Consider the following 15,845-nt stretch of genomic DNA (forward strand, 5'->3'; position numbering starts at 1 on the left):
CCGCAGCGGTGTTCATGATGTGTCACACAACCGGCGGGACGGCGACAGCGACCCGATACATCCCTGTCGGCGGCATGTCAGTGTGTTTGAACCGCGGGTTTCGTCTGGGTCACGACAGGGAGCCTTCGATCCTGGTCTGGTCAGGGCCGGAAGCTGGCCCGGTACTCCGTCGGCGTGCGGCCCGTCAGCTCCCTGAATGCGGCGTTGAACGCCGACAGCGAGGTGTAGCCGACCATAAATGCAATCTTGGTTACCGGGGTGTCACCCGCAGCGAGTTCCTCGATCGCACCCAAGACCCGCATTCGGCGCAGGACCGCCCGCCAGGTCATGCCGGTCTCCTCCTCAAAGCGCCGCGCCAGCGACCGCGGCGCGAGGCCAACTTCGTCTGCCACGTCTTCGAAGCGGACCTCACCGCCGAGCCGCTGCTCGGTCAGCTCAAGGGCCCGGCGCAGTTCCGGTGATCGCCCCGCCGGCACGACGACCGGGCTCGGCTGCTGGGCGAGCCGCCAGGTCACCGCAGCGAGCGCGGCGAACAGCGTCTCCGCGTACGCCGTGAGGGGTTCGTCGCACTCGCCCCACGTGCCGCACTCGGTCAGCAGCGCGCGTGCCAGCGGGTTGAGGTCGAATACGGTCAAGGATGCTGGCGGGGCCGGAGTGAATCCGGTATCGAACAGGACCGACGCAGTCGTGACCGGCCGCGGGACGCTCACCCGGATCGGCCGGCCCGCCTCGATCAGGGCGGCCCGCGCCGGCGGCAGCAACCACACCTGCCCCTGCGCCTCCAGCCGGAGAGTCCCGGCGGAGGCGCAGAGCAGGTAGTGGCGGTCCACACACAGGTCGCGAGCGGACTCCGGCGCGAACGTACGGACAAAGCTGTACGCCCTGCGGGTCATCGACGGCCTCGCACAAGCCGGTCCTAGAAGTCCGTCGCGAAGCCGGTCAGGTCACCGTCTCCAGCAAGTCGGCGCGAAAGCGCCGGCTCACCGGCGCTCCGATCATAAGCGGCCGAATCACCTCGCCGAGTCGCGCGAAGGAGTCCGACCTCAGGTAGCCGGCGAACGAAGCCTCGTCGTCCCACTCATGAACCACGGCGACTGCAGTGTCGTCCTCACGCGCGGCGTAGACCCGGAAAGCGAGGTTGCCCGGCATGGCGCGTACCCGATTACGCTCCCCGTCGAGGTGGGCGAGGGCAGCGGGCCGATCGGCGGCAGCAGTCCTGAAGTCGAGGATCGCGATGAACACGAGGACCTCCCGAATAAGGCGGCGACGGCCGCAGATGGATGGCCCGATCCTCCGGCAGCACGCACCCAGCCCGCCTCTGCCAGCCGGACGCGTTCACGCTCCCAGCGGACACGCCCGCTCTTCACCTGAAGATCCAGACAACCGCCACAGCAGCCAAACGCCCTCACTTGGGCATGATCGGATGCGACTGGCCCGCCGTACGCCATCACCCTCTGTGACCCATGCATGGCCAAACGCCGCGCGTGCTCCGCGGCTACTTATCTAATTGGATCTACGACCCGTGCCCGGCCAGGCTGGGTCGAGGTAGCCGGTGGGATCGCTCTCTTCGCGGCTGTCCACCCGGATCCAGGGTGTGACTCTCATCTGGCATGCGCCCGCCGGCTAGGTGCTTGAGATGGCCACGAGGGGTACAGCCGTGTTGCAGCCCGGTGCAGGAGTTCAGCATTCGTCCCTTGCCAGGCGCGCGAACTCGTCGAGGGAGATGCTCTTCTGTACCTCTTCGTTGGTCTCGATGGTGGTGATCAGGATCGATCCGGGTTGCAGGCCGGACAGTTCAGGGAGCCGGAAGGTCACCGAGTGGGAGGTGAAGCTGTTGTTGCTGGTGACTCCGCGTATTTGGAAGACTGCGTGCGGGTCAGGGGTCGGTTCGGGTGGGAAGCCCGTCAGGTGCACGGTGGCTGGTGAGGTCGCGTTGCGCTGCACGTCGTACCGCCACTCCGGCCAGTTCGCGGACGGCGTCGGCCCGGACGGGGAGGGCGAGGCCGGGTCTTTTTCGGCACGGAGACGTACAACGTCCGGCGGCTGGTCCGCGCACCAGGCCAGAGCCGCGAGCGGCCGGCCGTCAGTGTCCACGGTTAGGCCGGTGATGGCTTTGATCTCGGGTGTGCAGGAGGTCAGTCCGGTCAGGAGCAGCAGGGCGGTGGTCAGCGAAGCGGTGGTCCGCTGCGCGGTCGTCGGCGCTTGAACGGCCATGCTCCGACGGTCGCAGGATTGTGTTGATCTACGACCACGGTCCGGTCTCGGGTCTATGACGGCTTCCGGCTGGGTGGCGCGCATTCCTTGGGGCTATGCCCGGATGCTCGGCCCGGCACGGTTGGTGTCCCAGGAGCGCCGGCCACCGGACATGATGGTCCCAGCCTGGGCAGCGCGCATCGAGAGCGGCATGAGGGTGCGTCAGACAACGTCTTCGAATGACACCTCTCCGGGGCGCCAGCACATCCAACGCCTGTCTTCGAAGCCGTCCAACAAGGCGATCTCCGGTCCGGGGAGAACATCTTCGATGTCGGGATGCAACACGATCGCCCCTTTGTCGAACTCGATCCTGAGGCCACGGCCTGTCTGTTCCAGGGTCGCAACAACATGGCCCGGAATGAACGCTCGCAGGGCGTCGGCGTAGCCCACCTGGCTGGGAGTGATCAGGCCCGTCTGCATCTCCACAACCGGCAACACATCGCAGTTGAGGACCGGCATGTCCTCCGTCGGACCATCGAAGCGCAGCTGAACATAGTCCATGACGAACTGGACCGAGAAGAGACGGAACCCGACGAGCCGACCCAACAACTCGTTCGGAACGTACGCACTATGTTCCGATGACATGCCGTCATAGTGCCCGAGCACTGTCCCGCACCGGGTTTGATGGAGACATCGAAACCTGGGAGGAACTCCAGCGATGCCCGCACCGAAGAAGTACAACGATGAGCTGCGTGAGCGTGCGACCCGGTTGGCGGTCGAGGCCCGTCGGGATCCCGCCAGTGCGGTAGGGGCGATCCGGCGGATCGCCGGCCAGCTCGGGGTGCATCCCGAGGCGTTGCGTGGGTGGGTGAAGAAGGCCGAGACCGACGCCGGTGACCGTCCGGGCGTCACCAGCAGCGACGCGGAACGCCTGGCCGCGTTGGAGCGGGAGAATCGTGAGCTGCGGCGGGCGAACCAGATCCTGCGCTCCGCGGCGTCTTTCTTCGCGGCCGAGTTGGACCGGCCGTCGCGATGAAGGTCGCGTTCGTCGACTCGCAGAAGGTCGAACACGGTGTCCAGCCGGTCCTGCGGGCGCTGCAAGGCACGCCAGCCGAGATCGCACCGTCGACCTACTACGCCGCCAGGACCCGCCCCGCCTCGGCCCGATCGAGGCGCGATGAGGAGTTGACCGCGCTGATCGAGCAGATTCACGCGGTCAACTACGGCGTCTACGGGGCTCGCAAGATCTGGCACGAGCTGCGCCGCCAAGGCGTCGAAGTGGCCCGGTGCACCGTCGAGCGGCTGATGCGCGAATCGGGACTGCGCGGGCTGTTGCGCGACAAGTCACCGCGTACGACCCGGCCCACCGCCGAGACCGGACGCCCTGCTGACCTGGTCAAACGTGACTTCACCGCCGTGCGGCCAAACCAGCTGTGGGTCGCCGACCTGACCTACGTGCGCACCAGCGTGGGCTGGGTGTACGCCGCGTTCGTCCTCGACGTGTACTCGCGCATGATCGTCGGCTGGCAGGTCTCCACCAGCCTCTACACGGATCTGGCGCTCGACGCGTTGAAGATGGCGATCTGGCGCCGCGAACACCAGGGCGCCGACCTGCGCAAACTGGTCCACCACTCGGACCGGGGAGTCCAGTATCGAGCGATTCGCTACAGCCAACGCCTCGCCGAGGCCGGCGCCGTCGCCTCGGTCGGGTCCAAGGGCGACTCCTACGACAACGCGATGGCCGAGGCGTTCAACTCCCTGTACAAGGCCGAACTCGTCCGCAACCGAGGTCCGTGGCGCGGACTCGACGACCTGGAGATGGCCACCGTCGAGTACATCGACTGGTACAACAACCGCCGGCTCCACGGCGAACTCGGACACGCCCCACCCGCCGAACACGAAACGCTACACGCAATGACCCAACCGGTCACCACACCCCTGAAAACCAGCTAACCAACTCTCCACCAAACCCGGGGCTTGACACACCGGCCGGCGAACATCCTCATTTCGGCATGGGCGCGTATCGGTACCTGCTCGCGCCGGGCGATCAGGTCACGGCGCCCGCGTAGGCTCGGGCGGACGGCTGCTCTTGACGGCGACGTCGAGTCCGACTGGCGTGCCGGACAGCATGCGCAGGACCTCGGTGGCGCGGGCCTCGTCGGTGCGGACGTCGTTGGGTCGCATTTCGGGAGTGTTCATCGGAACGATGCTAGGCGTACCCGCCGGTCCTGTCGGTGCTGCTGGGACCGGGGGGTCCTGGCCGCATGATTCGGCAGTACGGCGATCGACGGCTACGGCTAGTGATGAACCGCCAAGCAGACCGCGCATCGTCTGCGGCAGATCCGGACACCGAAAGGCTCACGAGGTCGTCTCTGAAGGACGATTCTGAGCAGTGCCGACGGGGGGATACCTGCTCGATCCAGGCGAGATGCGAGGCTGAGCATGTGATATACCCGCTCGCGCGCCGCATCTATGACACTTGCCATCTGACCGGACGGTTCCGCCTTCGATCGGGGCAGGTCAGCGAAGAGTACTTCGACAAGTACCTGTTCGAAGGGCAGCCGGATCTGTTGCGCGAGGTTGCCGAAGCGATGGTGGCCTTGCTGCCGGAGTGCGACGTGCTGGCCGGGATGGAGATGGGCGGTATCCCGCTTGCCACGGTGATGTCACAGCTGACGGGGCTACCCACAGTCTTCGTTCGTAAGCAAGAAAACCATGGCCCCTGGCGGGGCCACCCACAGGTGGGTGAAACTCGGTCGGCGGTGTCGCTCGCCGTCGCCGGTTGGGCTTGGTGCCCTCGCGGTGCCTGAAAGCAAGAATGGTGCGGGAGTCCGTCCCTGGTACCCCAGGTTGTTGCCCCCTGTGCACGTGTCTCAGTGTCATGAGTCTATGACGGGCTCTGCGAGCGACATCGCCCCTGGCTGGTGATCGGGACGGAGGCGTGTCGTTTGGACGTGTTGTACACGCATGTCGCGGGGATCGATGTGCATAAGAAGCAGGTCACAGTGACGGTGCGGACCCCGGATCCGCGGCGGCCGGCGCTGCGGCGGGAGAAGACCCGCACGTTCCGCACGTTTTACGCGGATTTGCTGGCGATGGGAGCGTGGCTGGCCGAGTGCGGGGTGACCCGGGCGGCGATGGAGTCGACTGGCGCGTACTGGTGGCCGGTGTACGCCGCGTTACGGGAAGCCGGCGGGCCGGACCTGACGATCGACGTGGTCAACGCGGCGCACGTCAAAGCGGTCCCGGGCCGCAAGACCGATGTCAAGGACGCGCAATGGCTGGCCCGGCTGTTGGAGGTCGGCCTGCTACGGGGCAGTTTCCTGCCGCCGGACGACATCCGCGAGATCCGGGACCTGACCCGGTATCAGACGAAGCTGACCGAGGAACGCTCCCGGGAGAAGCAGCGGCTGCTCAAGGTCCTGGAGGCGGCCGGGATCAAGCTGGACGTGGTCGCCTCCGATACGTTCGGCGTGTCCGGCCGGGCGATGCTGGACGCCCTCGTTGCCGGCGAGCGTGACCCGCAGGTCCTCGCCGGGTTGGCGCGTGGGGTGTTGCGGAACAAGACCGAGGACCTGCGGCTGGCGTTGGCCGGCCGGTTCACCGCCCATCACGGGCAGATGATCGGGTTCCACCTAGCCCGGCTCGACCACCTCGACCAGATGATCGACCAGGTCAAAGAGAAGATCGGCCACCCCGGGGCCCCGGGCACCAGCCGCCGGGCGGCGACCGAACCCGCCGGGCTGCTCGCCCCGTTCGCCGCGCAGATCCGGCTGCTGACCAGCATCCCCGGGATCAGCGACCGGGTCGCGGCGGTGATCGTCAGCGAGATCGGCGTGGACATGAGCCGGTTCCCGTCCGCGAAGCATCTGGCCGCGTGGGCCGGGCTCGCCCCGGGCAACAACGAGTCCGCCGGCCGGCGCCACCGGGCCCGGCACCGCAAAGGCAACACGCACGTCCAGTCGATCCTCATCGAGGCTGCCCTGTCCGCCTCCCGCACGCGGACCCGGCTCGGGGCCCGGTTTCACCGGCTGCACCGCCGCTTCGGTGGCAAGGCGAACAAGACCGCCGCCAAGAAGGCCGGATTCGCCGTCGCGCACACCCTCATCAAGGTCATCTGGACCGTGCTGGCCACTGGAAAGCCCTACACCGATCTCGGCCACGACTACTACACCCGCCGCGTCAACCCCGAGACCCACACCCGCCGACTGATCGCCCAACTCGAGGCCCTGTCCGGCAAGAAGATCGTCCTCGTCGACCACGACAACGGCCCGTACGACGACGACAGCCTCGGCAGCCACCACGACGGCGAGGCCGCCGCCTGAAACGGCCTACCAGCAGCACCCGCACACAAGCGGTGGGAAGAGCGCCGACAAGGCCGTTCTCCGGCAAAAGGTCAGACCACAAGGGCCGACAACGTGGTCGCTCTCCCCACCAACGACCCAGCTTGCCGCACCCCGGCCACCCACGGCAAGCACCTCACCATGCTCGGAAACCATCATGTCCCGGCTCCGCCGGGACGCTGCCGCGCACGTGCTCAAGGTTCGAGTTTCGTCTCAGCCAAGGAGTACGGCACCAACAAGGCCGCCGAGGGCGGCCCCGTGAACGGTCGGCGGGTCGTAGTGATCGAGGACGTCGTGACGACCGGAGGTGCCCTACTGAGGTCGTGCGGGCAGCTACGGTCCATCGGCGCCCAGGTGGAGACGGTGGTCTGTGCCATCGACCGTGAGCAGGGCGGTCGTGCGAGCTTGGCGGTCGAGGCGCTACAACTTCGCGCCGCTCTCACCCGCCGCGAACTAGAAGCTTCCCTGACGGCGTGACAGCTCTGGTGCCGCTCGACCAGCGGCAAATCAGTGCACCTGATCTTGGATAGGAATCGCTGGCGGGGATTTGGCGCGGCTGCCCTGTGCTTGTCGTGCAGGTGGGTCGTGGTGGGCGCTGCGGCGTCGTGGCGTATGACGAGAGCTTGGGTTTTGGCGGGCTGTGAGCAGGCCGTGACGACGGCGACGATGGCCTGTTTCGTCTTGCCGACGCCGTCACACGCGTTAGCTGGCTAGCTTTTCGCAGAGTGTCCAGATGGCGTCGCGGTTGCGTTGGTCGAGGACTGCGGTAGGCCATGGGGTGCGCTGGCATTTGCTGTTGACGTAGGTGCTGTGTAGGTCGGCGGCGTGAGGGCTCGATGCCAGGTAGATGCTGGAGCGGGAGGCTTTGACCAGGGCGCGTTGTCCGTAGAGGACCGGCATCAGCAGCCGTAGCAGCGGCACGATCGGGCGTGCTGCGGGTGGGTACGTGTCGACGGTGAGGCCCTGGTTCATCGACGTGTACGCGTGTCCGGGATACGCCACGTTGAGGTTTACTCCGCTGCCGCGCAGGCGCTCGGCGAATGTGTAGCTCATCGCCATCAGCGCCAGCTTCGTCTGGTTGTAGAACGACAGCCCGACGTACGATCGCTCGCCTTGCAGGTTGTCCAGGTCGATCCGGCCGCGTGGGACGCCGCCGGTGATGTTGATGACCCGGGCCGTTGTCACGCGGGACAACGCCGGCAGCAACCGGTGGATCAAGATATACGGCGCGAGCACGTTCGCGGCGAAGGTGGTCTCGACGCCGTCCTCGGTCAGTTCCCGCCTCGCCATGGTCACGCCCGCGTTGTTGATCAGTACGTCGAGGGTCCCAAGACGGTCCTCCACCTGGTCGGCCAAGTGGTGCAGGTCCCGTTGGCGCGTCATGTCCGCGGTCAGCGAGTCCACCTGGTCGTTGCCGGTGTCGCGGCGCAGTTCCTTGACGGCGTTCCGCGCCCGATCGGGGTCGCGTCCGACCACCAGGACTCGGGCGCCGAGGCGGGCCAGCCCTCGGGCGGTCTGCTTGCCGATTCCGCCGGTGCTGCCGGTCACCAGGACCGTCTTGCCACGCAGTGGTTCTGTCATGGCGGCCACTATACGACACCGAGTGACATATTCGTCATCTGATGTCGTGAAGTAGACTTCGGTGCGTGACTGGGTTGCGGGAGCGTACGCGGCGGGCGGTGCGGGCCGACCTCGCTGACGTAGCGCTGCGGCTGTTCGCCGAACAGGGCTTCGACCAGACCACCGTCGACGAGATTGCCCAAGCGGCTGGGCTCACCAAGCGGAGCTTCTTTCGCTACTTCCCGGCCAAGGAGGACGCGGTCTTCGGCGGTGTCGACGTCACCGGCGAGCAGGTCGTCGACGACATCCGCGCCCGTCCGGGCGACGAGGACCCGTGGCACTCGCTGCACCAGGTGCTGCGCCGGTGGCAGCAGCAAATCCACGCGTCCGAGCAGGCGCTGGCGAGCCTCCGCCTGATCGAGTCGACACCGTCACTGCGCGCACGCCTGCACGAGAAACGCGCGCACTGGCGGCAGCAGGTCAGCGACGCGCTGCGCGACCGGCCCGACGCGGGACTCGAAGCGTTCACCGCGGACCTGCTGACGAACGCCGCCACCGCTGCCCTGGACACTGTCTCGCATGAGTGGCTGCGCTCCGGCGGCACCGCCGACCGAGCAGCGTTGCTGGACCGCGCCTTCACCCTCATACGACCGGCGCTGCCGGCCCGTTGACGCGTGAGTCATCGAGACACACCTCGGCGATGAGATCGAGCAGGCACTGCGGCCGTGGACTGCCTCCGTTCGGCGCTGATCCAGCTGTGGTCATCTCCGCGGCCAGGCAGTTGCGCCTTGCACGATCGGATGTTCGTAGTTGGCCTGTGCTGCGGCCGGCAGGATTCTGGTCTGCGGGCGGGCGTTGCGGCAGGGAGAGTCAGGTAGCCGATGGGTTCCGTGGCCAGGCGTCGACGAACCGCTCCAAGAGTTCGGCGAGCGTGCGCGATTCCTCTGGGGTGAACTCGGCGAGGGCCTCGGCCACGCCTCGTCGACGCCGCTCATGGATGCCGGCGACGAGCTCTTTGCCAAGTGCGGTGAGGCGGATCAGGACGTACCGCGAGTCGCCCGGCGCCGGCTCCCGCTCGATGTACCCCTCAACGGTCAACTCTGTGGTCAGCCGGCTGGCGCGCGGCCGGTCCACCCCGATCGCATCGGCGACTTCCGAGATCGACAGGGCCGTACGGCAGCCGTCGAGGGCATCGAGGTAGCGATAGCGGGCGGCGTTCGTGGCAGATGCCGCTGCGGGATCGCCCTGCGCGGCCCGACGCTGGAGGCGGCGTGCCTGGTGATCCCGTCGGATCCGGACGAGGGCCATGGCGATGACCTCATCTGGTCCGCGCTCCTCCGCCGTCATGTCGACCAGGCTACAACAGTTGTAACTTGACAACTTAATTGCCGTTCCTGTTGCATCGGTTGCATGAATACAACTGATGGCGGGCGTCGCCAACCCCCGATCGGCTACGCCCTGCGCAAGCTCGACCGCCTGATCGAGGAACGGTTCGAACGCACTATCGGCAAGCGTGGCGTCACCCGCCGCCAATGGCAGCTGCTGAACGCCCTCGTCGACGGCGGCTACTCCTCGGCGGCACTCAACGATACGTTGGCGCCATTCCTCGACCGGGCGGCCGGTGAGTCCGTCCAGCAGCACATCGACCCGCTGATGCAGCAAGGACTCGTTCACCACGACGGCGACGCCTTCACCCTCACCGACGCCGGACGCGGCCTTCTCCGAAGCCTGGCGACCGATGTTCAGGCCCTACGCGAGCTCACCGCCGCCGGCCTCGACGAGCGGCAGTACGAACAAACGGTCGCCAACCTCCAGACCATGATCCACAATTTGGAGGGCGCGCGATGAGCGAGCCGGACCAGTCCTGAGCCGTCCACTCATCGGCCGTTCAGGGAGCCGGCCGGCGCCGAGGCCGCCAGGAAGCGTGACGGCTCCGGTCGGTGGCGGCGGGCGCGGACGAGGGCTGGGGCGAAAGGGGCGTCAGCCTGCCGCGCCAGCGGCGGCTGCCGCCGCTGCTGATCGCGCGACCGTCATCGATGATCCTCTGGATCGCGTTTGCCGCCCATACCGATCGGCGGAATTCGGCGAAGCGGTTGCGTACCTGCATGGGCGGTAGATCCGGCACGATGTGCTGTTCCCAGTTCAGTGCGCTGACCAGGCCGCACAGCGCGGCTGTCCGCGCATCAACGCGGTCCGGTCGGGTCGCAGCAGAGCGAATCTGTTGGCGGGCCTCGGTCTTGGCTGATGGTTCCGAGCCGTCCTGCGTGGGATAGCGGGTACGGGGCACCACCTTCAACACCCTGTCGGTCTCGCGCCGGAGTGTGGCTGCGTCGATGAGTTGGCTCAGCACGGCCGAGCGCACGTCCTTGGTGAGCCGAATGATCCATTCTCTGGGCGCGCGGGCCCGGCGGTCGTGTTGCAGGTGGTGGAGTGCGGAGTCTGTCAGCGGGACACCGGTGGGGGTCGGATTTGTGACCACGACGTCTTTTCCGACAACGTCGATGCGCTCCGCCAGGGCCAGGTCCGTGAGCAGCGCGCCGGCCAGGCCGTAGTCGAGGTTCGCGTCGGTGCCTCTGGCCACTCCGTCGTTGTCGTAGGCGAGCAACGCGATCAGCTCGGCAAGGGACATGCTGGCCATGATTGAACGGTAGCCGGCGAGTGCTGGGGGGCCGAGGATCCACTGCCTTCGGCAGCTCGGCGGGCGGGTGGGCCGGCTGCCGCCCGCCGAGCGGTTGCTCAACGGTGGCTTTCCATCATGGACCTGAGCGCGTCGAGCGTGGACTGGTGCGGCTGGTCGATGACGGCCTTCGACTCGTCCACGAGGCTGGTCAGGCGGGCCGTCTCGGCGTCGGTCAGGTGCTTGGCGACGTCGGTTGCGGCGATGTTGACGCGCAGGTGGTCGGGGTTGCTCGTGCCGGGGATGACGACCATGGCGGGGGAACGGCGCAGCAGCCAGGCCAGCGCGACCTGGGCTGGCGTGGCACCGAGGCGCTCCGCGGGGCCGACCAGCTCGTCGTAGCCGGTGAGTCGTCCGGATGCGAGGGGGTGGTAGGGGACGAAGATGATGCCCTGTGCCTCGCAGTCGGCGAGGACCTGGACGCCGCTGCGGTCGAGCAGGTTGAAGCGGTTCTGCACGGCGGCGATCGGTGTCATCTTCTGTGCGCGGGCCAGCATCTCCGGCGATGCGCCGGAGAGCCCGATGCGGCGGATGAGCCCCTGGTCACGTAGCTCGACGAGCACGCCGAGTGAGTCCTCCAGCGGCACCTCGCTGCGCGATGCCGCATAGTCGCCGGCGAGCCGCAGGTACGTCAGCTCGCTCACGTCCGTACCCAGGTCGGCCAGCGCCTCGTGGACCTGCTGGCGGACCGTGTCCGGATGGTCGGTGACGATCCACGACCCGTCCGGGCCGCGCCCGGCGCCGACCTTGTTGCCGACGATCACCCCCTCCGGGAACGGCCGCAGCGCCTCCGCGATCAGCCGGTTCACCGTACGCGGCCCGTACGCGTTCGCGGTGTCGAAGAACGTGACTCCCAACTCGACCGCCAGGCGCAGCGTCCGCCGCGCCGATTCCGGGTCGTCCGGCGGCCCCCATACGTTCGGCCCGGCGAGCTGCATGGCGCCATATCCGACACGATTCACTGCTACCCCCTTTGTATCACTGCTACGGCGTTTTGCGTAGCGGTGCGCGTCTCATTGATACGCCAAATGCCGTAGCATTGCAACCGTGGACGACGCGAAGACCCGTACTCGACGGCAGATCATCGAGGTGGCGGCGGGCATCCTGGAACGGGAGGGTGTGCAGGCCGTCTCCACCCGCTCGGTCGCCGCGGCGGCCGGCATCCGCGCCGCCTCCCTCTACCAACTCTTCGGCGACAAGGATGGTCTCCTCGCGGCCCTGGCCATCCATGCCTTCGACCTGTACCTCGCCGAAAAACACACTCTGGCGCGCTCCGGCGACCCGGTCGACGACATGCGCCGCGGCTGGGACATGCACGTCGACTTCGGTCTGCGCCACCCCGCCCTCTACCTGCTGATGTTCGGCCCCGACCGCCCCGGCCGCCGCCCTCCCGCCGCCGACCAGGCACACGACCTGCTGCTGACGTTTCTCGACCGCATCGCCTCGGCCGGCCGCCTCCGGGTCCCACCCGACCTCGCCGCCCAGCTCGCGGTGGCGGCCGTCACCGGTGTGACCCTGTCGCTGATCGGCGCGCCCGCGGAGAAGCGCGACCCGGAAATCTCAACGAAGATGCGCGATACCCTCATCGGCTCCCTGACCAGCGATCCGCCCTCGGCAACGGACTCCGGCCTCGCCTCCCGGGCCCTCGCCCTCGACGCCGCCCTCACCACCGCAGGCGAGGCCACTCTCCCGCTCCGCTCGACCGAGATCGCCCTCCTGCGCGACTGGCTCCGCCAGCTTGCCCGCTGACCCGGAAGCTTGTGCGGGCATGTCAGGTCTGTCGAGTTTCGGTAACCGAGCTGAGATGGCTACCTGCGTCCGGTACGGGGTCGGCCGTCGAAGGTGATCTCGAAGGCGTACGGGCCGCTCTCCAGCGGATGGCCCGGCGTCTGCGTCCGGTGCCCGTGGGGTCCGGGGCCATCACCGCCAGGTACACGCACGTGAGCGCGGCCCCTTCGTGGGGGAAGTGGCGACGGGCGCGGACCGCCTTGCGGATACGGGTGTTGACGCTCTCGATCGCGTCCGGTGGGGCCCCGCGATCGTGCGGATCTCACCGGCCCACAGCCCGAGGAAGTCCCGGTGGTCAGCGGTCTCGGTGCGGATGCCGTTGCGGGAGTTCCCGCTGCGTCGGCGGCCGGGTCGTGCCGGTCGTAGCCGAGGTGGTCGGTGATCCCGCCCTCCGGGCCCCGCCTCATGGGCGCATGATGCGTGGTGCGCCGAGGTCCCGATTGTCGATGTGGACATCGGCCCGATGCTGTGGATGGCACACGTCGAAGTAGATGCGTTGGGCATCTGTGTAGCGACGAACGCCGGGGTGCTCCGGGTCGGGCGGTGTCCCGTCGCGCGCCGCCATGCGCCGTGCTGTCTCAGCGAAGGGCACGTCCAGGAAGACCGTCAGGTCCCAGGCCGTGACCAGCTCGTCGCGGTGTAGGAAGAGCCCGTCGACGACGAGTACGGCGGCGGGCGGCGCCACGAGCGGTTCCGGGTCCAGCGGGGTGTCGGTGGCGAGGTCGAGCGCGGCCTTCCGGTAGAGCCGGGTTCCGCCGGGGCCGAGGGGATCGAGGACGTCGGCGCGGAATCTCGGATAGTCGAAGGCGTGCCGCCAGAATCCTTCCGGCGATTCCCGTCCCTGCTGATATCGGACCGCGCGAGGATTGTGGAAGCTGTCGAGGGAGATTCGGACGACGGAGCGGCCGGACGCGCGAAGTTCGGTGGCGAGTTCGTCTGCGAACGTGCTCTTCCCGGATCCGTCCGGCCCATCGATCCCCACACGTGTGCAGAGGTCGTCGCGGGGACCGGGTAGGAGGCCGGTTACCCGGCGGATGACCTCGCGCCGTTCGGCTGAAGTGATCATCCGACGAGCGTTTCATGCTGACGCATCGGCCGCTTCACGCCGTTTCGGGTGGTGTGGCGGCGAACAGCTGTGCGACCAGTTGGCGGCGGCTGCGCACGGAGGTCTTGGCGAAGATGGCCTTCAGGTGGTCCTGGACCCTCAGGTTGGTCAGCGAGAGGATGCGGGCGATGTCGCTGGTGCTCCTGCCGCGGACCACGTGCAGGGCCACCTCCATTTCCCGGGGCGTCAGGCCGTAACCGATGAGTGCGATGGGCACGACTTCCGCCGGCGACGCGACGGTGGCGACGACGCATATCTCGGCCGCCCGCATGAACGCCGCGCATCCCCAGCGCCCACCCTGGGCGTCGAAGTTCGCCCGCAGCTCGTCGCCGAACCCGGCGGGCAGGAGCTGTTCCCGGTAGCGGATGCTCTGGGCGACGTGCCCCTGGGTGGCGTGGCTCAGGGCGTCCGCCGACTGGCCGCTGCCTCGGATCTTGGCGAACGTCGCCACGTCGTCGCAGCCGAACTCGAGTTGCGCCGCCTGGGCGAACCCGCGTGGGTCCAGTCCGTCAGGACGGCCTGCCGGGCCGTCGACAGGATCCCATGTTGCGCGGTGCCCTGCCGAGCGGGCAGGGACCAGCCGGCTGCTGCGTCGGCAACCATCCCAGAACTATGGGTGTCCGGTCCGCCACGCGGGGCAGAGACAGCAGCACGTCGATCCGCTCCGCCGCCTCCGACCGGCCGACGATCTGGGCGCCGAGCAGCCGCCCGCGTCCGCCGTCAATCGCGTCGCGTGCTGATCGTGGCAGGGCTAGCCTGGCGCCGTGAGGTCAGGGGACGGCCCTCAGGGCAGAGGTGTCGAGCTGGTGGTCCGGCACGAACAGGCCGGAGATCACGAGGCCGTGCGGGACGTTCACACGCAGGCGTTCGGCGACGGCGGACGAGTCCCCGCACTCGTCGACGCGCTGCGCACCGCTCAGGCGTCCCCGGCGCCGTTGTCGCTGGTCGCTGTCGTCGGTGACCGGGTGGTCGGCCATGTGATGCTCAGTGCCTGCCGGTTGGACGCCCCGCCCCGGCTCGTGGACGTGCTGTCGCTGTCGCCCCTGGGGGTGCTGCCGGAGTTCCAGCGCCAGGGAATCGGCACTCGACTGGTGGCACACGCCCTCGCGGAAGCCGACAGTCGGGGCATTCCGCTGGTGTTCCTGGAGGGCTCACCGCACTACTACGGTAAGCGCGGCTTCACCGACGCCACCATGTCGGGCTTTCGTCCGCCCACACTGCGCTACCCGCCCGGCGCCTTCCAGGTCGCCAGGCTGTCCACCTACGAGGAATGGATGACGGGCACCTTCGTGTACTCCGACGTCTTCTGGGCCCTGGACTGCGTGGGCCTGCGAAGCGACGGTCTCGAAGCGGTCGCGACCTGACGCATGTTATGTCCCGGCGCCGCGTACGGCGGGGCGTAGCCGAGGTCGAGGCCGGCCATCTCGGCCACGGTCATCTTTGTTCCTGAGCGCCACGGCCAGCACGTCGATCCGCTTCGCCGCCTCCGACCGGCCGGCGATCCGGGCGCCGGGCAGCCGCCCGCTGCGCCGCTCGGCGATCAGCTTCACCGTCAGCGGTTTGGCGCCGGGGTGCCTTGTGAGCTGGGGAGATAGGCTTGCTGAAGGTCCGATGATCCCCTTGGTCGGCGGGCCGCAGCACGCGGCCGACCAGTTCACGCAGGCCGGCCTCGGGGTCGCCGACCGGCCGGCCACGCAGATGTTCCACGAGGTCGCTACGGACAGCGGCGATCAGCGCGTGGGCCAGGAACTCCGCCTGCGGCCCGGCGCCGGTCGCCGTGACACGGGCGGTGAGCGCCGCGTGCAGCTCGTCGTAGCTCTCGCTGCGGTACGGGCTGCCGTATCCGGCGCGCTCGAGCGCGAGGCTGAGCACCCGGTGGCGCTGTTTGAACCGCCAGACCCGGAGCAGGATGTCGAGCACCTGATCGGCCGGGTTTCCGTCGTGCGGCTCGTTGCCGAAGTCGGCCGACCACTGTCGGTCGTGCAGGGCCCGGATCAGCCCGATCCGGTCACCGAACCCCCGGAACAGGGTTCCCTTGCCCACACCGGCGGTTGCGGCGATGGCATCCATCGACACCTCCTCGGGGTCGCTGGCGCCGTCGAACAGCGCCTGCGCGGCGGCCAGCACGGCCTCGCGGTTGCGCGCCTTGTCGGAACGCATCCTCCAGACCTCCCTTCAA

Annotated in this window: 18 protein-coding genes and 4 pseudogenes; 8 read left to right on the forward strand and 14 right to left on the reverse strand. The window is 68.2% G+C overall.

Going from position 1 to position 15,845, the window contains the following annotated elements; genetic code table 11:
- Positions 1 to 140 precede the first annotated feature (140 nt).
- The 4 genes from ACN27G_RS00340 to ACN27G_RS00355 all read right to left on the reverse strand — a co-directional run bounded on the left by ACN27G_RS00340 (position 141) and on the right by ACN27G_RS00355 (position 2,838).
- The gene (locus ACN27G_RS00340; protein ID WP_421490767.1) at positions 141 to 893 is read right to left on the reverse strand and encodes an AraC family transcriptional regulator; all 753 of its coding nucleotides are present in this window, start codon (positions 891 to 893) and stop codon (positions 141 to 143) included.
- 46 nt (positions 894 to 939) lie between these two features.
- Positions 940 to 1,242, reverse strand: coding sequence for a putative quinol monooxygenase (locus tag ACN27G_RS00345; RefSeq protein ID WP_421490768.1), 303 nt, complete (start codon positions 1,240 to 1,242; stop codon positions 940 to 942).
- A gap of 438 nt (positions 1,243 to 1,680) precedes the next feature.
- Positions 1,681 to 2,214: a hypothetical protein gene (locus tag ACN27G_RS00350; RefSeq protein ID WP_421490769.1), complete on the reverse strand. Its 534-nt coding sequence runs from the start codon at positions 2,212 to 2,214 to the stop codon at positions 1,681 to 1,683.
- A 201-nt stretch (positions 2,215 to 2,415) separates the two neighbouring features.
- On the reverse strand, positions 2,416 to 2,838 hold the full coding sequence (locus ACN27G_RS00355; RefSeq protein WP_421490770.1) for a hypothetical protein: 423 nt from the start codon (positions 2,836 to 2,838) through the stop codon (positions 2,416 to 2,418).
- A gap of 73 nt (positions 2,839 to 2,911) precedes the next feature.
- On the opposite strand from ACN27G_RS00355, the pseudogene ACN27G_RS00360 reads away from it, so the two are divergent.
- Positions 2,912 to 4,146: pseudogene (locus ACN27G_RS00360) on the forward strand (IS3 family transposase).
- A 99-nt stretch (positions 4,147 to 4,245) separates the two neighbouring features.
- On the opposite strand, the gene ACN27G_RS00365 reads toward ACN27G_RS00360, so the two are convergent.
- Positions 4,246 to 4,392, reverse strand: a complete 147-nt coding sequence (locus ACN27G_RS00365; protein WP_421490771.1) for a hypothetical protein — start codon at positions 4,390 to 4,392, stop codon at positions 4,246 to 4,248.
- A 245-nt stretch (positions 4,393 to 4,637) separates the two neighbouring features.
- Here ACN27G_RS00365 and ACN27G_RS00370 point away from each other — a divergent pair, with 245 nt between their 5' ends.
- From ACN27G_RS00370 to ACN27G_RS00380, 3 genes are all read left to right on the forward strand, one after another.
- Positions 4,638 to 5,003, forward strand: a complete 366-nt coding sequence (locus ACN27G_RS00370; protein WP_421490772.1) for an orotate phosphoribosyltransferase — start codon at positions 4,638 to 4,640, stop codon at positions 5,001 to 5,003.
- A 144-nt stretch (positions 5,004 to 5,147) separates the two neighbouring features.
- A complete protein-coding gene (locus tag ACN27G_RS00375) occupies positions 5,148 to 6,518 on the forward strand; it encodes an IS110 family transposase (RefSeq protein WP_421490773.1) in 1,371 nt (456 codons plus the stop codon).
- A gap of 159 nt (positions 6,519 to 6,677) precedes the next feature.
- Positions 6,678 to 7,013 carry an orotate phosphoribosyltransferase gene (locus tag ACN27G_RS00380; RefSeq protein ID WP_421497188.1) on the forward strand — a complete coding sequence of 112 codons (336 nt, stop codon included), beginning with the start codon at positions 6,678 to 6,680 and terminating at the stop codon, positions 7,011 to 7,013.
- A gap of 225 nt (positions 7,014 to 7,238) precedes the next feature.
- Here ACN27G_RS00380 and ACN27G_RS00385 read toward each other — a convergent pair whose 3' ends face one another.
- Positions 7,239 to 8,117 (reverse strand): SDR family NAD(P)-dependent oxidoreductase, encoded by an 879-nt coding sequence (locus tag ACN27G_RS00385; protein WP_421490774.1) that lies wholly within the window; start codon positions 8,115 to 8,117, stop codon positions 7,239 to 7,241.
- Positions 8,118 to 8,182: 65 nt separating this feature from the next.
- Between ACN27G_RS00385 and ACN27G_RS00390 the strand changes: the two genes are divergently transcribed.
- On the forward strand, positions 8,183 to 8,767 hold the full coding sequence (locus ACN27G_RS00390) for a TetR family transcriptional regulator (protein WP_421490775.1): 585 nt from the start codon (positions 8,183 to 8,185) through the stop codon (positions 8,765 to 8,767).
- 199 nt (positions 8,768 to 8,966) lie between these two features.
- On the opposite strand, the gene ACN27G_RS00395 is transcribed toward ACN27G_RS00390, so the two are convergent.
- Positions 8,967 to 9,443 carry a MarR family winged helix-turn-helix transcriptional regulator gene (locus tag ACN27G_RS00395; RefSeq protein ID WP_421490776.1) on the reverse strand — a complete coding sequence of 159 codons (477 nt, stop codon included), beginning with the start codon at positions 9,441 to 9,443 and terminating at the stop codon, positions 8,967 to 8,969.
- A 63-nt stretch (positions 9,444 to 9,506) separates the two neighbouring features.
- Between ACN27G_RS00395 and ACN27G_RS00400 the strand changes: the two genes are divergently transcribed.
- Positions 9,507 to 9,944 carry a MarR family winged helix-turn-helix transcriptional regulator gene (locus ACN27G_RS00400; protein WP_421490777.1) on the forward strand — a complete coding sequence of 146 codons (438 nt, stop codon included), beginning with the start codon at positions 9,507 to 9,509 and terminating at the stop codon, positions 9,942 to 9,944.
- Positions 9,945 to 9,984: 40 nt separating this feature from the next.
- Here the strand turns inward: ACN27G_RS00400 and ACN27G_RS00405 are convergent, their stop codons facing one another.
- Positions 9,985 to 10,734: a GOLPH3/VPS74 family protein gene (locus ACN27G_RS00405; RefSeq protein WP_421490778.1), complete on the reverse strand. Its 750-nt coding sequence runs from the start codon at positions 10,732 to 10,734 to the stop codon at positions 9,985 to 9,987.
- Positions 10,735 to 10,832: 98 nt separating this feature from the next.
- Complete coding sequence (locus tag ACN27G_RS00410; RefSeq protein WP_421490779.1) at positions 10,833 to 11,735, reverse strand: aldo/keto reductase; 903 nt, start codon at positions 11,733 to 11,735, stop codon at positions 10,833 to 10,835.
- An 85-nt stretch (positions 11,736 to 11,820) separates the two neighbouring features.
- On the opposite strand from ACN27G_RS00410, the gene ACN27G_RS00415 reads away from it, so the two are divergent.
- Positions 11,821 to 12,522 carry a TetR/AcrR family transcriptional regulator gene (locus ACN27G_RS00415; protein WP_421490780.1) on the forward strand — a complete coding sequence of 234 codons (702 nt, stop codon included), beginning with the start codon at positions 11,821 to 11,823 and terminating at the stop codon, positions 12,520 to 12,522.
- 59 nt (positions 12,523 to 12,581) lie between these two features.
- Here ACN27G_RS00415 and ACN27G_RS00420 read toward each other — a convergent pair.
- The 3 genes and pseudogenes from ACN27G_RS00420 to ACN27G_RS00430 form a co-directional block, all read right to left on the reverse strand.
- Positions 12,582 to 12,796 (reverse strand): annotated as a pseudogene (locus ACN27G_RS00420) (transposase); the annotation flags it as partial.
- Between the two features lie 168 nt (positions 12,797 to 12,964).
- Complete coding sequence (locus ACN27G_RS00425; RefSeq protein WP_421490781.1) at positions 12,965 to 13,627, reverse strand: uridine kinase; 663 nt, start codon at positions 13,625 to 13,627, stop codon at positions 12,965 to 12,967.
- Between the two features lie 34 nt (positions 13,628 to 13,661).
- Positions 13,662 to 14,117 (reverse strand): response regulator transcription factor, encoded by a 456-nt coding sequence (locus tag ACN27G_RS00430; protein WP_421490782.1) that lies wholly within the window; start codon positions 14,115 to 14,117, stop codon positions 13,662 to 13,664.
- Between the two features lie 355 nt (positions 14,118 to 14,472).
- Between ACN27G_RS00430 and ACN27G_RS00435 the strand changes: the two genes are divergently transcribed.
- Positions 14,473 to 15,030: a GNAT family N-acetyltransferase gene (locus ACN27G_RS00435; RefSeq protein WP_421490783.1), complete on the forward strand. Its 558-nt coding sequence runs from the start codon at positions 14,473 to 14,475 to the stop codon at positions 15,028 to 15,030.
- On the opposite strand, the pseudogene ACN27G_RS00440 reads toward ACN27G_RS00435, so the two are convergent.
- Positions 14,928 to 15,237 (reverse strand): annotated as a pseudogene (locus tag ACN27G_RS00440) (hypothetical protein); the annotation flags it as partial. The gene ACN27G_RS00435 and the pseudogene ACN27G_RS00440 overlap by 103 nt on opposite strands.
- Positions 15,238 to 15,661: 424 nt before the next feature.
- Positions 15,662 to 15,826 (reverse strand): annotated as a pseudogene (locus tag ACN27G_RS00445) (TetR/AcrR family transcriptional regulator); the annotation flags it as partial.
- Positions 15,827 to 15,845 lie beyond the last annotated feature (19 nt).

Origin of the sequence: Plantactinospora sp. WMMB334, from assembly GCF_049179095.1 — a bacterium.
Taxonomy (GTDB): domain Bacteria; phylum Actinomycetota; class Actinomycetes; order Mycobacteriales; family Micromonosporaceae; genus Plantactinospora.